This is a genomic window from Butyricimonas paravirosa (assembly GCF_032878955.1).
GTDB classification, from domain to species: Bacteria; Bacteroidota; Bacteroidia; order Bacteroidales; family Marinifilaceae; genus Butyricimonas; species Butyricimonas paravirosa.
The window spans coordinates 4,550,545-4,569,441 of sequence record NZ_CP043839.1 but is presented as its reverse complement, the minus strand read 5'-3'; the positions used below and the strand labels follow the sequence as shown (position 1 = coordinate 4,569,441).

At 42.0% G+C, this 18,897-nt stretch carries 11 protein-coding genes and 1 pseudogene; 5 read left to right on the top strand and 7 right to left on the bottom strand.

The window, feature by feature from the left end:
• Positions 1 to 6: 6 nt before the first annotated feature.
• From F1644_RS18450 to rsmG, 5 genes are all read right to left on the bottom strand, one after another.
• Entirely contained in the window at positions 7 to 2,973 is a 2,967-nt protein-coding gene (locus F1644_RS18450) for a hypothetical protein (protein ID WP_168044451.1), read from the bottom strand.
• Positions 2,974 to 3,439: 466 nt separating this feature from the next.
• A complete protein-coding gene (nifJ, locus tag F1644_RS18445; protein WP_168044452.1) occupies positions 3,440 to 6,976 on the bottom strand; it encodes a pyruvate:ferredoxin (flavodoxin) oxidoreductase in 3,537 nt (1,178 codons plus the stop codon).
• A gap of 56 nt (positions 6,977 to 7,032) precedes the next feature.
• On the bottom strand, positions 7,033 to 8,208 hold the full coding sequence (locus F1644_RS18440) for an AAA family ATPase (RefSeq protein ID WP_087421673.1): 1,176 nt from the start codon (positions 8,206 to 8,208) through the stop codon (positions 7,033 to 7,035).
• 219 nt (positions 8,209 to 8,427) lie between these two features.
• Positions 8,428 to 10,437, bottom strand: a complete 2,010-nt coding sequence (gene rho, locus F1644_RS18435) for a transcription termination factor Rho (RefSeq protein WP_118305754.1) — start codon at positions 10,435 to 10,437, stop codon at positions 8,428 to 8,430.
• A 126-nt stretch (positions 10,438 to 10,563) separates the two neighbouring features.
• Positions 10,564 to 11,061, bottom strand: coding sequence for a 16S rRNA (guanine(527)-N(7))-methyltransferase RsmG (gene rsmG / locus F1644_RS18430; RefSeq protein ID WP_209279546.1), 498 nt, complete (start codon positions 11,059 to 11,061; stop codon positions 10,564 to 10,566).
• A 245-nt stretch (positions 11,062 to 11,306) separates the two neighbouring features.
• Between rsmG and F1644_RS18425 the strand changes: the two genes are divergently transcribed.
• On the top strand, positions 11,307 to 12,485 hold the full coding sequence (locus F1644_RS18425) for an IS4 family transposase (protein WP_168044627.1): 1,179 nt from the start codon (positions 11,307 to 11,309) through the stop codon (positions 12,483 to 12,485).
• Positions 12,486 to 12,553: 68 nt separating this feature from the next.
• A complete protein-coding gene (locus F1644_RS18420; RefSeq protein ID WP_008766692.1) occupies positions 12,554 to 13,843 on the top strand; it encodes an IS1380-like element IS612 family transposase in 1,290 nt (429 codons plus the stop codon).
• Between the two features lie 169 nt (positions 13,844 to 14,012).
• On the opposite strand, the pseudogene F1644_RS18415 reads toward F1644_RS18420, so the two are convergent.
• Positions 14,013 to 14,138, bottom strand: a pseudogene (locus F1644_RS18415) (16S rRNA (guanine(527)-N(7))-methyltransferase RsmG); the annotation flags it as partial.
• A gap of 11 nt (positions 14,139 to 14,149) precedes the next feature.
• The gene (locus F1644_RS18410) at positions 14,150 to 15,100 is read right to left on the bottom strand and encodes a lysylphosphatidylglycerol synthase transmembrane domain-containing protein (RefSeq protein WP_229782504.1); all 951 of its coding nucleotides are present in this window, start codon (positions 15,098 to 15,100) and stop codon (positions 14,150 to 14,152) included.
• A 171-nt stretch (positions 15,101 to 15,271) separates the two neighbouring features.
• On the opposite strand from F1644_RS18410, the gene rsmA reads away from it, so the two are divergent.
• The 3 genes from rsmA (at position 15,272) to F1644_RS18395 (ending at position 18,867) form a co-directional block, all read left to right on the top strand.
• Positions 15,272 to 16,042: a 16S rRNA (adenine(1518)-N(6)/adenine(1519)-N(6))-dimethyltransferase RsmA gene (gene rsmA, locus F1644_RS18405; RefSeq protein ID WP_118305756.1), complete on the top strand. Its 771-nt coding sequence runs from the start codon at positions 15,272 to 15,274 to the stop codon at positions 16,040 to 16,042.
• A 10-nt stretch (positions 16,043 to 16,052) separates the two neighbouring features.
• Positions 16,053 to 17,420 carry a magnesium transporter gene (mgtE, locus tag F1644_RS18400; RefSeq protein ID WP_087421668.1) on the top strand — a complete coding sequence of 456 codons (1,368 nt, stop codon included), beginning with the start codon at positions 16,053 to 16,055 and terminating at the stop codon, positions 17,418 to 17,420.
• Positions 17,421 to 17,559: 139 nt separating this feature from the next.
• Positions 17,560 to 18,867, top strand: a complete 1,308-nt coding sequence (locus tag F1644_RS18395) for an acetyl-CoA hydrolase/transferase family protein (RefSeq protein ID WP_118305757.1) — start codon at positions 17,560 to 17,562, stop codon at positions 18,865 to 18,867.
• Positions 18,868 to 18,897 lie beyond the last annotated feature (30 nt).

Genomic DNA, 18,897 nt, shown 5'->3' with positions numbered 1-18,897 from the left:
CTCTTATTAATTTGAGCTTATTTCATCTTTTACACAACGGATAGAATGACCAAATTCCGGTAGCGTATGTAAATGGCCAGGATTCCAACTGCCAATTTCAACTGCCCAAACAGACCGGACAATGATTCCATCCCAAGTTGGAGTTTTAGGTGCCGTCGAAGAACTCCAATAATACGCAGCTTCTCCTGCATACTCCAATTGCCCTGCCGTATTCTTTCTCCGCCCGGAAGCAGGGAAAAAGACGGAGGCATTCGTCTCCGGATTATAAACTATTGTTCCTCGATAAGCCACACTAGGACTATTTACAGAAACTCCAACCTGAACAGAACTCGTCGTCGATGACTGAATCTTTTTCGGTCGCCGGTCAAAGTAGCCATCGGCATATAACCCGAACAACAAGAAAATATCTGTATTTGCTTGGTAAGCAGGTGAGGTTCTTTCTCTAACAGCTGTTTTCACCAGAGAAGTTCCAGCCCCAACTTTAACTTGCTCGTTTCCCGGAACAGTTTCCCCCTGCCAAGGATTTTTCCATAGAGATTGCCTCCATTCAGAAAAAGCGATATTACCAGAACTATTTGTCTGACTCACCTGATTACCATCAATATCAACATAAACACCATTCCATTTATAATTCGGATAAGGCCCGTTGTACGAAATTTGATTCGTGTACCCGTCCGTTGGTCGATGATACCCCGGAGGACAGATCTCAAATTCATTTCCATACCCATACTCGTAGTCTGTCGTCGCTCCCGCTCCCGAAGATGCCCATATCGGAATTTTATTTATAGCTTGATCACTCGCCCAGTATCCCGTGGGAGAAGTCCCGTTAAATGGCTGGGCCGGATGATAAGCCCGACGAAAGTAAGCAAGAAAAGTATTATCTGCCTTGTTTACCCCCCATTGATAGAAAGTTCCGGCCTGAGTCGGATAATCAACAAATTCCGCTCCTTTTTTATCCGTTTGCTCATATAATTCGACATAATTCTGATCCTTATTTTTCATTTTCGGATCTATCAAGTTAAATGGAGAAACTTTTCTGGCATAACTCCGCTGCACGCCACTCAAAGGTCCGCTGGCAATTGATGTTCCTTTATTCATAATATAGTCGTCAGCCTCTCCTTGTCGTAAATAAAGTTTATACGAAACCTCCCAATTGGCAGTAGCATAAGTTACTGTAAGCGTGGCATACTTAGGCGTTTTCTCTCCTGTATTTCCTGAATTATTATTCGCCTCCCGCCAAGCTACACGGAAATAAATTCGGCCTTTACCTTTTATTTCGGTTCCATCACTAACCAATTCTTCCGTTTTATATTCATTCGGACGCACAGGGTATAACTCCGGTCTTCCCGGATTATCCGTCCCGGCATAAGGATCAAAACTCGGTGTCGTACTCAAGATAACTTGACCTTTATATGAATTATCAACTTTCACATTCCAGAATCCAAGAGCCCCGTCCGTTCGTTTAGGTAACTGCATCGAAATAATTCGTTCACCTGTTTCATTTTCCCGGAAGAAAGCACCGATATATGTATACCCATCCCACGGATTAGCCGCAAAATGTATTCCATTCTGGCTTGTATTTACAGTGATTTCTCTTTGCAAGCTATTTCCCCCATTCTCATCTTCCGCCGACAACACAAGCCGGAATACAGTAGAACGCCCATTAGGATTCGTTTGAAAAGTCGCCATATCCATGTTATATTCGTCTAACAAAATATCCATGTATCCGGAACCTTTACCACTTACCGCATCGTAAGTATACGCGAAACGACTTGTTGAAGTCTCTCCTGTTCCAAGCACAAGATCATTAAATACTTTACCCGTTTCCATGGTCTGCGACCCACTCCCGACAATCACGTTGGGTAACACTTTTACCACGGGCATATTGGATGAAAATGTAATCCGGGCTCCATTATAATCAGTAATATTCACGTTTATGTCAGAAACATTCAAATACCGATTCTGAACTTGCCAGTCATGTTGCTCTTCTCCCCAGGGTGTTACTTGGATATTAAGATTCAAAGGAGCCTTAATCGTACCGGTAAGTAAAAGTGCAGAATTATAAGGTAAAGTGTAGTTATCCTTCGAGGCTCCAGCCACTCCCTTGGTCTGTATTTTCAAGTGACAAGAAGGGCTATACCGATTCTCCATATCAACTTTTAATGTAATAGCCTTGCTGTCGTCATCTTCAGGTGAAAAATTACTGAACGGTAAGATGAACCGAGTGATTTTCTTTACCCACACGATACCACGAGATTGTTGTTCCAAGCTGGGAGAAACACTCGTGAAATAGCCGGCATCGTCTGTCAATGTAAAGCTCCGGTTCTTACTTCTACCAAGCGAGGCATTACTTGCTGACATCAACGTGATCCCTTCCGGAAGATTATAAAAAGTAATTCCTTTAAAATAATCCGTTAAATCCTCTTCTCCTTCCAATACAATATCTACGCGAGTACCAAGCCGTTCCAATTGCAATTCAATCAGACTCTGTATTTCCCCTCCATCAACTCTCGCTCCACCCCGGTTAGGAAGAACCTCTACATTCTTTAATTCTTGAAACATCGGAACGGGTACATCAGATCTAAAAGCTTGTTCGGGATACGTGATATTTCCAAGATCAGCGTAGTCATTAATCCCATTCAAACCATCCAAAATACTCACCAAGTTCGGTTCATTCGCCAAAAACACGAAATCATATACACCCTCATCAATAGGGTGATTGATCACATCGTTCAATTCTGCACTATACAATTTGTTGCTTACGCATTGTCCCGTGCTTTTCTTGAACGCAAGTATCCTAAGGTTCTTAATCTCATTATCAAGCGGGTCTGTTGAACTTAACAAACTGTTCCCTCGCACCTGTAAATAGGCCGATGCACTCTCTGTATCATCTGCGCTCAAACGCTCTTCGATACAAGACACCAGTAGAACAGATGCCAAAATTATCCCCAATATATGTATTTTCTTAATCATTCCTTCCAACTACAAATAGTCTAATATACACTCATCAAATTGAGATAAACAAAAAGGTTTTATTTTACTTCTAACAACCCCAGCATGATCAAAACACTCTCAATCATCATTTCTACTTGAAATAAGTAACTGTAATTGTCATCTATAAAAAAATACCTAATTATTATCCATTATTCCTTCTCATTTTATACAATACAAAAATACTTTCAGTAAATCAAGAATTAGTACTATTTATAGTGTATTTACAATCTATCGTGCCTCTAATGAAGTAATTAAAATTAACAACTGAACCGTATTTAGGTAATTTCATCATATGCGGGTGCGTTTTGTTTCGTTTTTCAGAATACAGTAAAATGAAGACACGGATAATACAAAAGAGTCTTGTTTATGGCTTGCCAGTGGAATCTACAAAAAAATCGCCCGGAAATAATTCCGGGCGATCTTCTTCTATTATTAACGTGAGACATTACTCTCCATATTTCATTTCTGCACGGCGTTTGTAACCTTCATAACGCCATTTAGCATCAGACTGGGTCTTAGCAAATAATTTCTCGGCTTCTTCCGGGGCAGCTTTCAACAAGGAGTTGAAACGAACCTCACCCATCAGATAATCGCGGAATTTGCTATAATCCGGTTCTTTAGAATCCAACTGGAATGGATTCTTACCCTCTTCCTCCAAAGTAGGATTATAACGGTACAATTGCCAGTATCCACATTCAACAGCCTTCTTCTCTTCAGCCTGAGATTTACCCATGCTTGCTTTCAACCCGTGGTTAATACACGGAGCGTAAGCGATGATCAATGAAGGTCCATCATAAGCCTCTGCCTCTTTCAATGCTTTCAGGTATTGAGCTTGGTTAGATCCCATAGCAACTTGTGCAACATACACATAACCATAAGACATTGCCATTGCACCCAAATCCTTCTTGCGAACACGTTTACCGCTGGCAGCAAATTTAGCCACGGCACCAACAGGGGTTGATTTAGAAGATTGACCTCCAGTATTGGAATACACCTCGGTATCAACCACTAATACATTCACGTTGTGACCGCTTGCTAATACATGATCCAAACCACCGTAACCGATGTCGTATGCCCATCCGTCACCACCGAAGATCCATTGAGATTTCTTCGTGAAGTAAGCCTTCAATTCTAAAATCTCTTTAGCGATAGCTGAATTTTCTTTAGCTAAAGCAGCAGACATATTGTCGCTCACGGCTAAAGTCTTCTCTCCATCCTCGAAAGCAGCAAGCCATTCGTTAACAGCAGCCTGAGTTTCGGCAGAGAAACTTGACAAGTTCTCTTCCAACAATCTCTTAGCACGGTCACGCAAACGGTTATTACCCTCTGCCATTCCAAGACCATACTCGGCATTATCCTCGAACAATGAGTTAGCCCAAGCTACACCACGTCCTGATTGATAATTTTTGCAATACGGAGTTGAAGGAGCAGAACCTCCATAGATTGAGGTACATCCGGTAGCATTAGCCACCATCATTCTCTCTCCGAACAATTGAGTAATTAACTTAATATACGGAGTCTCACCACAACCGGCACAAGCTCCGGAGAACTCGAACAAAGGTTGTTGGAACTGAGAATTCTTCACGTTATTCGGCTCAACTACTTTCTTGTAGCCAACCTTCTTATCCATGTATTCGAAACGAGCGATTTCAGATTCTTGAGATTCAAGCGGCTTCATGATCAATGCTTTCTCCTTAGCCGGACAAACATCGGCACAGTTACCACAACCCGTACAATCTAACGGAGATACTTGAATCTTAAACTTCAATCCTGCAAGTTCTTTACCGATAGCCGGTTTGGTTTCTGTTCCTGCAGGAGCAGCAGCCAATTCAGCGTCAGAAATCAAGAACGGACGAATAGCAGCATGAGGACAAACGTAAGCACATTGATTACATTGAATACAATTATTCACTTGCCATTCCGGAACATTAATAGCGATTCCGCGTTTTTCGAACTTAGAAGTTCCGGCAGGGAAAGTTCCGTCTTCACGTCCTGCAAATGCACTAACAGGAAGATCGTCTCCTTTCTGAGCATTCATCACGTCAACCACGTTACGGATAAATTCCGGACGGTTCTCGTCATGAGCGCATTTCTCGTCTTTCAAGTTTGCCCATTCAGCAGGAACAGTAACTTTCACCACGTTTTCAGCCAAACCACCTGCATCAACAGCAGCATAGTTCATCTTCACGATAGCCTCTCCTTTCGTTCCGTATGACTTGTCGATAGCTTTTTTCATCTCGCTAACAGCCAATTCGTAAGGAATCACGTTAGTGATTTTGAAGAATGCAGACTGCATGATCGTGTTCGTACGATTACCTAAACCTAATTGCTGACCGATCTTTGTTCCGTTGATAATATAGAAATTAATCTCGTTTTCAGCCAAATAACGTTTCATCGCATTCGGAAGATGCTCTCCCACCTCTTTCTCATCCCAAAGAGAGTTTAACAAGAAAGAACCACCTTTCTTCAAACCTTTCAACACATCATACATGTGAATATATGCAGGCACGTGACAAGCCACGAAATCAGGAGTAGTCACCAAATAGGTAGAACGGATAGGATCATCCCCGAAACGAAGGTGAGAAGCCGTGAAACCGCCTGATTTCTTTGAATCATAAGCGAAATAGGCCTGGCAATATTTATTGGTAGCTCCACCAATAATTTTGATAGAGTTTTTATTGGCACCTACTGTACCATCAGAACCTAAACCGTAGAATTTAGCCTCGTACATATGATCTGAATTCACCTTCACCTCTGGTTCAACAGGAAGAGAACGGAAAGTTACATCATCCACGATACCAACAGTAAATTGGTTTTTCGGCTCGTTCATAGCCAAATTCTTGTAAACAGCAATGATTTGTCCCGGAGTTACATCCTTAGAACCTAATCCATAACGTCCGCCAACAATCATCGGGGCATTCTTCTGACCATAGAACACGTCTTTCACGTCAAGATACAACGGATCTCCGTTTGCACCCGGCTCTTTCGTACGGTCAAGCACTGCAATACGTTTTACAGTAGCAGGAACAGCCTCCATGAAATATTTAGCAGAGAACGGACGATACAAATGAACAGCCATCATACCTACTTTCTCGCCATTAGCAAGCTTGTAATCGATCACCTCACGGATAGTCTCGGTCACAGACCCCATGGCGATAATGATATTCTCGGCATCTTTAGCCCCGTAATAAACAAACGGACGATAAGTACGACCGGTTATCTTGGACATTTCATCCATGTAATTAGCCACGATGTCAGGTACTGCATCATAGAATTTGTTAGCAGCCTCTCTACCCTGGAAATATACGTCCGGATTTTGAGCGGTTCCCTTTGTTACAGGGTTCTCAGAATTCTGAGCCCGGTCACGGAACTCCTGCAAAGCCTTCATGTCAACTAAGCCACGAATATCTTCCATATCTAACTCTTCGATCTTCTGGATCTCGTGAGAAGTACGGAAACCGTCAAAGAAATTAACGAAAGGAACTCTTGACTTGATAGCCGTCAAGTGTGATACAGCAGAAAGGTCCATTACTTCTTGCACAGAACCGGAAGCCAACATAGCAAAACCAGTTTGGCGAGCAGCGTAAACGTCTGCATGATCACCGAAAATAGAAAGTGCATGAGCAGCCAAAGCACGGGCACTCACGTGGAAAACACAAGGAAGTAACTCACCTGCAATCTTGTACATATTAGGAATCATTAATAATAATCCCTGAGAGGCCGTATAAGTCGTGGTTAACGCACCAGCTTGTAAAGAACCGTGAACAGCTCCGGCAGCACCTGCCTCTGATTGCATTTCCATCACTCTTACTGTCTCCCCGAACAGGTTCTTTCTACCTTTAGCAGCCCATTCGTCTACATACTCTGCCATCGGAGACGACGGAGTAATAGGATAGATACACGATACCTCGCTGAACATATAAGCTACATGAGCAGCGGCCGCGTTACCATCACATGTGATAAATTTCTTTTCTTTTGCCATTTTTTTAAACATTAACTAACAATAGTTGATCACTCTATTTAAGATTTTTACTTCTCTCAATACACAAAACCGGCAAGCCACAAGGGTATAACATTCTTTTTACCTCGTTCGATCATATCGGTCATCAGAATTACTGAATCCCGGACTCGCCCTTTATCTCCTTGTTGCCGTACAGAAATCTCGTATTTCTGGTTCACGAATAAATCTTCATTTCCCGAAAAATTCAATCTTGCCACGGCACATAATTGACTAATTAAAAATGTTTTCCGAATCATCAATGAATCCGTCTGATCCAAACAAACCGCATTCAGCAAATTGGGATTATGCAAAAATACTTGATTCGGTTTTAGCCCGTTCTCATCATCACTTTCCCGATCAAACAACAAAGTCAACAACCGAGCATTCTTCATGTAATGCAGGTAATTTAACACCGTTGCACGAGAAACACCGATCTGCGCACTCAGCTTACTGATATTAATATTACTATTACCATTTGCCACGATAAAAAGTAATTGTTTCAATTTTGTCAAGTACTTCAGCTCGATTTGATTATTGTACGGAATATCAAACTCCAATGTTAAGTTGATGTTTTTCAGCAAATAATCAATATGTGATTTCTCCTCCAAATATATAGGATAATAACCATATTTCAAATAGTTATTAAAAAAAGCTAACGGACGCACCTTTTCAAGAATATCGTTCACGATTTCCTCGTGATGTTCCACGATTTCCTCAAAAGAATAAACGGAAAACTTATATCCCGTTTCTAACTCCAAAAACTCCCGAAACGACAAACCGCTCAGGTTGTACATCTCCACGATTCCATGCAAATATTTGTTGGATTTGACCCGTAAAATAGAAGATGCGGTGAAAACGATCTGCAAATCAGGGAAACGATCGTAAGCCTCCCGCAATTCCCGGTCCCAGTTTGGATACTTATGGATCTGATCCAATAACAATACTTTCCCTCCCAGCTTGTAGAAACGTTCCACGAAATTAAACAATCCTTCCATCGCAAAGAACAAGTTATTGATGTTCACGTAAAGACAAGAAGGATCGTCCTTGTAATGATCCTTGCAAAAGTCTAGTAGGAAATTGGTCTTTCCCACACCACGACTTCCCTTTATCGCAATCAACCGGGCACGAGAATCTATCGTATCCAATAAACCGCGACGGATAGCCGACGTCCTTTCTTTCATCAGGATCTTATGCGTGTTACGTAAACTCTCCATTTTTTATTCTTTGCAATGCAAAGGTAATAAAAAAAGCATGGTTTTGTAATCTACATGTTGCAAAACATACATTTCATACACCCCAAATGAACGTTCATTCACACATAACCCGCTACAGCATTGCGATATAAGCACGTACTTAAAATGATTCTATATTTGAGGCATCAAAAAAGCGAGTCCATTATGAACCCGCTTTTCCATATTATAAAACTTATAAAACTATTTATCATTCATCGAGATCAAGAATTCCTCGTTAGATTTCGTCTTTTCCAAACGATCCTTCACGAATTGCATTGCCTCAACAGAATTCATATCCGTCAAATAGTTACGCAAAATCCAGATACGGTTCAACGTGTAGTCCTCCAACAACAAGTCATCACGACGCGTACTTGATGCCGTAATATCCACAGCCGGGTAAATACGACGGTTGGACAACTTGCGATCCAACTGCAACTCCATATTTCCAGTACCCTTGAATTCCTCGAAAATCACGTCGTCCATTTTTGAACCGGTCTCAGTCAACGCGGTTGCCAGAATCGTCAACGAACCACCATTTTCGATATTACGGGCTGCACCAAAGAACCGTTTCGGTTTGTGTAATGCATTTGCATCCACACCACCGGAAAGCACCTTTCCGGATGCAGGAGATACCGTGTTATAAGCACGAGCCAGACGAGTAATTGAATCCAACAGGATCACCACGTCATGCCCACATTCTACCATACGCTTAGCTTTTTCCAACACGATATTGGCCACCTTCACGTGACGCTCTGCCGGCTCGTCGAAAGTAGAGGCAATCACCTCCGCATTCACGCTACGAGCCATATCGGTTACCTCTTCCGGACGCTCGTCAATCAACAGGATAATCAAATACACTTCAGGATGATTGGCTGAAATTGCATTAGCAATTTCTTTTAGCAACATCGTCTTACCCGTTTTCGGCTGAGCCACGATCAAACCGCGCTGTCCTTTACCGATCGGGGCAAACATATCCACCACACGAGTAGAAATCGTAGCCCGCCCACTTCCGGTAAGATTGAATTTTTCATTCGGGAAAAGCGGGGTCAAGTGATCAAACGGGATTCGGTCACGCACCGCTTCCGGAGACTTCCCGTTAATTTTCGATACTTTAATCAACGGGAAATACTTCTCTCCTTCTTTCGGGGGACGCACGGTTCCTTCCACCGTGTCACCCGTTGACAAACCAAATAACTTAATCTGACTTTGAGACACGTAAATATCATCCGGAGAATTCAAGTAATTATAATCAGAAGATCTAAGGAATCCATACCCGTCAGGCATGATTTCCAACACACCCGAGTTTAAAATAATTCCTTCGAACTCGTAATATTTATCGCGTTTGTCAAAACGCATCTTGTTTTGACTTTCTCTTTTTTCTTCAAACTCAGCAGGAACGCTTTCATAATTTTCATTTTCAGCCTCTTCCTTAACGCCAGATTCATTTTCGACATCTTCAAAATCATTCTCTTCCACATCTTGACGAATGGTTTCTTCATCTCTCTCAACACGTCTATTCCGTTTTACAAACTTCGGACGGCTGGGTCTTTCTGCCACCTGTTCCTCTTTAACAACCTCTTCAACCGCCTTCTCCTCTTTCACCTCTTCTTTACCTTCTTCACTTTTCACCTCTTCTCGATTGGTTTGTTTCCGATTACGCTTATCAAAAAACTTACGGTCTTGCTTTTGTCCGGCTTGCTCACGTTTAGGAGCCTCTGAAGTTTCATTCTTTACTTCCGTTTCCTGTGGTTCTGCAACAACCTCTCCTTTTTTCTCTACAACAATACCGTTTTCCGTACGACTGAAAACCAGATCCTTATCCAAAATATCACTATGCACGACATTGATCGGCTGCACTTCCTCTACGGGTAAAACTGCATCTTTCTTTTCGGGAGCCTCTTTGACAGTTTCATTTTGGGTTTTCTCCTGTTTCGCATCGGCCTTCTTATCTTTATTCCGATTAAATTTAGCCAATCCACCTTTGGAATCTCCCACTTTTTCAGCACCTCCCCTTATCACTCTCACGCGAGGTTTCTTCTCCTTCGGTTCAACGGGAGCTGTTTCCTCGGTAGCAATCATGGCTTGCTGATCTAAAATTTTGTATATTAATTCTTTCTTTTTAAAGGATTCAATCCTTTTAACATTCAGTTCTTTTGCAATTTGACGCAAATCTGAAAGTAACTTTTCATTCAGTTCTAAAATATCGTACATATAGTCACGTTATATTTGGATAATTCTCATTACGTAAGTAAAATCACCCGGCATGAACCAGGTGGAAATGTAAACTGCGACAAATTTAAGAAGAATTCTTCTTATTCCCAAATCGTTAATAGAAAATTATTTGAGGAATTTCATATAAATTAATTTCTTCGTTTCGAAAAACTCTTCCTCAAAAAAATCAGGAATATTATAAACAGAAATTTTATCCTTGAAATCCCGAATCTCTTCTTCAAAATCCCCTCCCTTCAGATACAAAATCCCATTGGACAAATCGTTGAAACTATTCTCTCGAATACGCTTTCTGGTCAAGGCTACAAAAGCCGGAAAAGCCGTCACGGCACGACTCACGATGAAATCAAATTTTTCTTTCATCGTCTCTACTCTCAATTGCCTTGCTATCACATTTTTTAAGCCTAAAGCTCCTGCAACGCCCTCTACCACTTTAATTTTCTTCCCGATAGAATCTACCAGGAAAAAATCTACCTCAGGAAACATAATAGCCAACGGAATTCCGGGAAAACCTCCTCCCGTTCCGACATCCAACACTTTTGTCCCCGCTTTGAAAGAAATCACCTTTGCTATCGCCAAAGAATGTAAAACATGATGCACGTTCAAAGCATCTATCCTTAATTCCGCAACACTTTGATTTAAATTAATTTATAAGTTCCTGAGCAACAAAAAGTTGCCCAGGATTTTGCTGTGTCAGATTTTTCACTTATCTTAGTGTTGCAATTATTAGTGGTGCGATAAAAACCACACCACTGTAGTTAAACGATTAATTTTTAGTCAAATATAAGCGTTCATTGATTTTTTGATTTGAAAATGATTTATTAGTCCTGTAGTTTCAACACATCAGGATTATGAATCAAGGCAAGTTTGTATTTTCCCAAGTTGTCGAGTATATACCGCGTTATCAGTTTGATAAACTCGTAAAGCAATATAAAGGAGATTGGCATACCAAAAATCTCAGCAGTTACAATCACCTCCTTCATCTGCTTTTCGGACAGTTGACAGGATGTGATTCTCTGAGGGATATTTGTCTATGCCTCGAAGCCCATAACAAGATGCTTTATCATCTCGGTTTTCGTAAGGCCGTGAACCATACCTCATTGTCTCGTGCAAACGAAAGCAGGGATTATCGCATTTTTGAGGGGCTGGGCCTTTATTTGATTGCCACGGTCAGACCGATGTTCTCAAATATCCAACTGTCTCAAATTACCATTGATAACGTGATATATGCGCTTGATTCCACGACCATATCAACCAGTATAAGGCTTGCAACGTGGGCTTTGGGGAAATACAGCAAAGGAGCTGTCAAGATGCACGCCCTGTTGGATTTGAGAGGCAGCATACCTGCCAATATCCATATCACGGACGGCAAGTGGCATGACAGCAACGAGCTTGATGCACTGGCACCGGAGCCTTATGCTTTCTACGTGATGGATAAGGCCTATGTTGACTTTAAAGCACTTTTCAGATTTCATCAGGCTCAGGCATTTTGGGTATCACGTCCAAAAGAGAACATGAAATTCGAGACTGTCGAGCAGATGGATATTTCCGATGTCAAGTCTGGCGTACTGGAAGACTCCCGTATAAGGGTAACGGGGTATAACTCAAGCAAGCTGTATCCCGAAGCCATGAGATTTGTCCGCGTTTATGACCCTGATAATGATACTATTGTGGACTTTATATCCAATAACTTTGAAGTCAGTGCCTTGGAAATATCCAACTTGTACCGCCATCGATGGGATATAGAGGTATTCTTCAAGTGGATTAAACAGAACATTACCGTAAAAACTCTGTGGGGATATTCGGAAAATGCTGTCAAAATCCATCTTTGGGCTGCCATCATATCGTATCTGACAGTAGTAAGAATAAAGGTTGCCAGCAACAGCCCTTATTCAATCACCGAGGTGGCTACCCTGATTAGAATATCCGCGTTGGAAAGGACTGACCTGCGGTCGTTGATAACCAAGCTAGACTCATCAATCATTTCAAACCAAAATGTCAAAGAACTCTCGTTATTTGATGATATTTAAAACTAATGCGATTTTATCGCACCAGTAGTATGTTGCAATTAGAAAACAAGCGAAAATCGTAACAAGGCATGGCAAAGGTACAAATAAAATCTGAGAAACTCACACCTTTTGGAGGAATTTTTTCAATCATGGAGAAATTTGACTCCATGCTTTCACCCGTTATCGACTCAACACTGGGTCAGAGATGCCGCAGTATCATCGGATATCAGTTCAGCGAGATAGTCCGTTCGCTGATGAGCGTTTATTTCTGTGGCGGCTCATGCGTGGAAGACGTAACGTCACAACTGATGCGCCATCTCTCGTATCATCCTACCCTTCGTACATGCAGCTCTGATACCATCCTCAGAGCCATCAAGGAACTGACAAAGGAAAACATCTCCTATACTTCCGACCAAGGCAAGACCTATGATTTCAATACTGCAGACAAACTCAACACATTGCTTATAAACGCTTTGGTTTCTACAGGCGAGTTGAAGGAAATTGAGGAATACGATGTTGACTTTGACCATCAGTTTCTTGAAACGGAGAAGTATGATGCAAAACCGACCTACAAAAAGTTCCTCGGCTACAGGCCTGGCGTATATGTTATCGGTGACAAGATAGTCTATATCGAGAACAGCGATGGCAACACGAATGTGCGTTTTCATCAGGCAGACACCCATAAGAGATTCTTCGCTCTTCTGGAATCCCAGAACATCCGTGTAAATCGCTTCAGGGCAGACTGCGGTTCCTGCTCGAAGGAAATCGTCAGTGAGATAGAGAAGCATTGCAAACATTTCTACATCCGTGCCAACCGATGCAGTTCGCTCTACAATGACATCTTTGCTCTGAGAGGATGGAAGACGGAGGAGATTAACGGCATCCAGTTCGAACTCAATTCCATTCTCGTTGAGAAATGGGAAGGCAAGTGCTATCGTCTTGTCATCCAGAGACAAAGACGCAACAGTGGCGACCTTGACCTGTGGGAAGGCGAATACACTTACCGTTGTATTCTGACCAACGATTACAAGTCATCGACAAGGGACATTGTTGAATTCTACAATCTGCGTGGCGGCAAGGAACGTATCTTTGACGACATGAACAACGGATTCGGTTGGAGCAGGCTCCCCAAGTCATTCATGGCGGAGAATACTGTCTTTCTTCTGCTTACTGCATTGATACACAATTTCTACAAGACCATCATGAGCAGGCTTGACACCAAGGCTTTTGGGCTCAAGAAAACGAGTCGCATAAAGGCTTTTGTCTTCAGATTCATCTCCGTACCTGCCAAGTGGATCATGACTGCAAGGCAATACGTGCTGAATATCTACACAGAGAACCGCGCTTATGCAAAACCCTTCAAAACAGAATTCGGATAAGAATCCTTTCTTTCCGGTTAGAATCTGCGTATTACCTCAAGTCGCATCGTGGGGTAAGGGGATGTTGGCTACATATTGATGTTGTGCTGTTGCTTTTTACTGAAAGCTACTACTAACGACTCATAAATCTACCCTTAATCGTGTATTGGATGATAGTTGCGGATTTTAGGTCTATATCTTTCCTCGAAATCACATTGATCTTTTCATTCCATTCCCGGTAAAGCCCCTCCAATTGTTGGAACTGTTCCAATTGTCTCTCACTTAACCCGGTAAAATATTTTTCAACAATATCCATAAACATGAAATTTACTTCCGATTATATATTGGCAAGAATAACAAACACAACACGCCTACCACGATATACAACAATGTCATCGTGCCGTGAGTCAACAAAGCAAATGTCTTAGACAGGCTGGCAATTTCTTCCGTATGCGGTAAATAAATCATCAAGGCTGCAATCACCATGAAATGCCACGCACCCACGCCACCTTGTACCGGAGCCACCATCCCGTAACTGGAAAGAACAAACACGGTCAAACCAACCATCGGTCCCAAGTGAGAGGTGAACTGGAAACAAAAGAAACAAACGTATAGCATCAGAAAATACATCAGCCAGATAAAAATCGTATGACCGATAAATAACCACTTATGTTTCACGTCCTTCACGGTCAATAAACCTTCTTTCATTCCCGATAAAAAATGATGTAACCGGGTGAAGAAAGTACCTTTCCGTACAAACCAGAAGAAACCTGCCACCCCCACGATCAATACTCCCAACACCACGTAAGTCCATGGGGAATGAAACATCGTGTATAACTTTTGTTTAATCTCTTCATTATTATCCAGGAATATCCCGACCTGTTTAAATTGCGAAACAACAACAACCAAAGTAAGCAACAGCAACATAATCATGTCAAATACCCGCTCGGTAACAACCGTTCCCAATAACTTCGAGAATGGCACGTTCTCATATTTACTCACCACTCCACAACGGGTAAACTCACCCATCCGGGGAATCGCCATATTAGCAAAATAACCAATCATCACCCCCATGAAACTATTCATGAAAGAAATCCGGTATCCCATAGATTTCGTCAACATCTGCCAACGCAGAGAACGACTCACGTGGCTAAGTAAACCGAAAACAATCGCTACCCATATCCACGTATAGTCGACATCATCACGCAAAACCTTCATCAAGTCATCGAAATTTTGATCTCGATACACCAGCCAGAACAAAAAAACTGTTACCAGCAAAAAGGCAAAAAACTTTATAACCTGTTTATAAAATGGCTTCATCCACAAAATTCGTCAAGATTGAGACTCTAATAATTTTCACAAATCAAAATAAAAGCATTATTTTGTAAGTCGTTTGCAAAAGTAAATAAATAATTGGAAGTTTAACCCATAACACCCTGAATTCATACTATGAGTATCGTTCGAGCAAAAAAACATCTGGGACAACATTTTTTGAAAGACCAAAACATCGCTTGTAAAATCACGGCGAGTTTACTACCTGTCACCAAAGGGGTACTGGAAATCGGGCCGGGTATGGGAGTACTGACACGTCATTTATTAAAAGATACGAAATTTTCCGTGCTTGCCATTGACATCGACCAGGAGTCCATTGACTACCTGCACGAAGAGCTACCTGCCCATAAAGAGCAGATTATTTACGGGGATTTTCTAAAATCGGATATTCGAAATTTCTACACAGAACCGTTTTCGATTATCGGGAATCTTCCTTATAACATCTCTTCGCAAATCTTTTTCCGTATCCTAGAAAACCGGGATCTAATCCCCCAAGTCGTCTGTATGATACAAAAAGAGGTGGCCGAACGCATCAGTGCCTCTCACGGGAACAAAACATACGGGATTTTAAGCGTATTCCTACAAACATTTTACGACATCGAGTATCTTTTCACCGTGGGAGAACAGGTTTTCGATCCACCACCAAAAGTAAAATCCGCCGTAATCCGACTCACCCGGAATAAAAGGGAAAAACTCGATTGTGACGAAAAACTTTTTTTCAATATCGTAAAATCAGGTTTCAATCAACGACGAAAAACCTTACGTAATTCTTTAAAATCAATTATTTCTCCGGATTTTGCCTCAGAAACGTTATCTTTGCGCCCGGAACAATTAAGTGTAGAGGATTTCATTACACTATGTAAAGAGATTCAGCAGGCAAACAAGTAATTGATGAACTATGCAACAGTTTGAACTCTCGGAAGAATTAGTTTCCCAGATAGAGGGACTGATAAAAGCGGATAATAAAGAAGATGTCGCCAAGTTGGTAGAACCTCTTCATCCGGCGGATATTGCCGAAATCATGAATGAATTGGACACCAAAGAAGCCCAATTCCTGTTTCTGTTGCTAGATGAAGAGAAAGCCGGAGACGTTCTGGCAGAAATCGAAGAAGACGAAAGACAACGATTTATCGATTCTTTCCCCCCGGAAGTTATAGCCAAACGTTTCGTGGATAACATGGACACGGACGATGCCGCCGACCTCGTGGGTAGTATGCCCAACGAACAGCAGCAAGAAGTTCTTTCACACATGGAAGACCTCGAACAAGCGGGAGACATCGTCGATCTGTTGCATTACGACGAAGATTCTGCCGGTGGACTTATGGGTAAAGAGCTAGTGAAAGTCAACGAGAATTGGACCGTCCTCACCTGTCTACGCGAACTTAGTCGACAAGCAGAGAACCTAGATGAAATATTTTACATCTACGTCGTTGATGACGACAACATCTTGAAAGGAAGACTTTCATTGAAAAAGATGATTCTTTCCCCGACATCTACCAAAATCCAAAGTATATATAACCCGGACGTAACCTACGTGACCACCGATGAACCAGCCGAATCCGTGGGACGTATCATGCAGAAGTACGATTTAGTCGCCATTCCCGTGGTTGATTCTATCGGACGTCTTGTCGGACGAATCACGATCGACGACGTGGTTGACGTGATCCGGGAAGAAGCAGAAAAAGACTACCAGATGATGTCCGGTATCTCGCAAGACGTGGAATCATCCGACACGATTTGGGACCAAACGAAAGCTCGTCTCCCGTGGCTGATCATCGGTTTATTCGGAGGAATGCTTGCAGCCTATATGATTTCTTTCTACGAGGCAGACATTGCCTTATTCCCAGCAACAGCCATGTTCATTCCTGTTATCACCGCCATGGGGGGAAACGTGGGTATCCAGTCTTCCGCCATCGTGGTAAAAGGACTTGCCTCCAACACCCTGACATCAAAAAACATATTACAAAGTATCTCAAAAGAAATTTCATGTGCGGTCATAAATGCCTGCATCTGTTCTTCCATCATTTTTATCCTATCCCTTTGTTTCAACCTAACATCACTTGCCATGCCCATCACGGTAACTATATCCTTGTTTATCGTGATCATGTTCGCATCCATGTTCGGTACAGCATTCCCGTTATTACTCAATAAACTAAAGATAGATCCGGCTCTAGCTACCGGACCGTTTATCACCCTAACGAACGACATCATCGGTTTGAACATTTATCTTTTCACGGGAAAGGCCATTCTAGGCTGGCTACTGTAAGTAAAAACCGTGTCACAAATTGGACACTAATAATTACGGAAAAAATTGTTTAATTAAAAGAGTGTTGTTAACTTGCACCCCTCTTTCAAGAGGTTAGCTAATAATTAAATCATAAGAAATCAAAACAAAATAACTTGCTATGTATCAAGGAATCAAAACAGTGTCATTTGAAGAGGCTGTAAAAGTTGTAAAATCCGGAGACCGGATTCACATTCACAGTGTGGCTTGTGCCCCCCAAGGTCTAATTCAAGCTCTTTGCAACAGAGGACGTGCAGGAGAATTGAGAGACGTCAAGTTGCAACACTTGCACACGGAAGGTAGTGCCCCGTATGCAGAAGCAGAATTCGAAGGAATCTTCTTCCTAGAATCCTATTTTGTGGGCAGTAATGTGCGTAAACCGACTCAAGAAGGATATGCAGATTATGTACCCGTTCATTTGAGTGAAACCCAGAAACTGATCAGAAGCGGTATTCACCCGGTTGATGTTGCCATGATCCAAGTTTGTCCCCCGGACAAGCATGGTTTTGTATCCATGGGAACCTCCGTTGATGCCACGTTAGCTGCCGTACAGAATGCGAAAACAGTTATTGCTGTTATTAACCCGAATGTTCCGAGAGCATGGGGAGATGCAATTATCAGATTATCTGACATTGACATTTTCTGCGAAGATAATACTCCACTTATCGAAGCTCATCCGGCAACGTTAACAGAACAAGATATTGCTATCGGTAAAAATGTAGCTTCCTTAATCGAGGATGGAGCTACCCTGCAAATGGGAATCGGAGCAATCCCCAATGCGGTACTTTCCCAATTAGGGAACCACAAAAACTTAGGTATTCACACGGAAATGTTTGCTGACGGAGTATTACCCTTGTATGAAAAAGGTGTTGTCAACAACATGAATAAGAAATTCGACAAAGGTAAGATCGTATCAACCTTCTTGATGGGATCAAAAAGAGTATATGACTTCATCGATGACAACCCAGGAGTAGCCATGATGGATGTAGGTTACACGAACGATCCGTTCATCATCGCACAACAACCGAAAATGACGGCTATCAATTCGGCTCTTTCTGTTGACATCACAGGCCAAGTCAACGCAGACTCTTTGGGTATTAAATTTTATAGTGGTAGTGGTGGTCAATTAGACTTCATCCGCGGAGCAGCAGCCAGCGAAGGTGGAAAACCGATTATTGCCTTACCGGCAGTAACAAACAAAGGCGTGAGTAAAATTTGCCCGACCTTGTTAAACGGAGCCGGAGTTGTTACCACTCGTTTCGATGTACACTACATTGTTACGGAATTCGGTATCGCAGACCTTTATGGTAAAACCCTTCAGGAAAGAGCAAAGACTTTAATCAATATTGCTCATCCCGATCACCGAGAAACGCTTGATAAAGCAGCATTCGAAAGATTTGGTAGTCACTACCACTTCATTTCAAAATAAAGATCGAAAGAGGAAGCAGTTTGCTTCCTC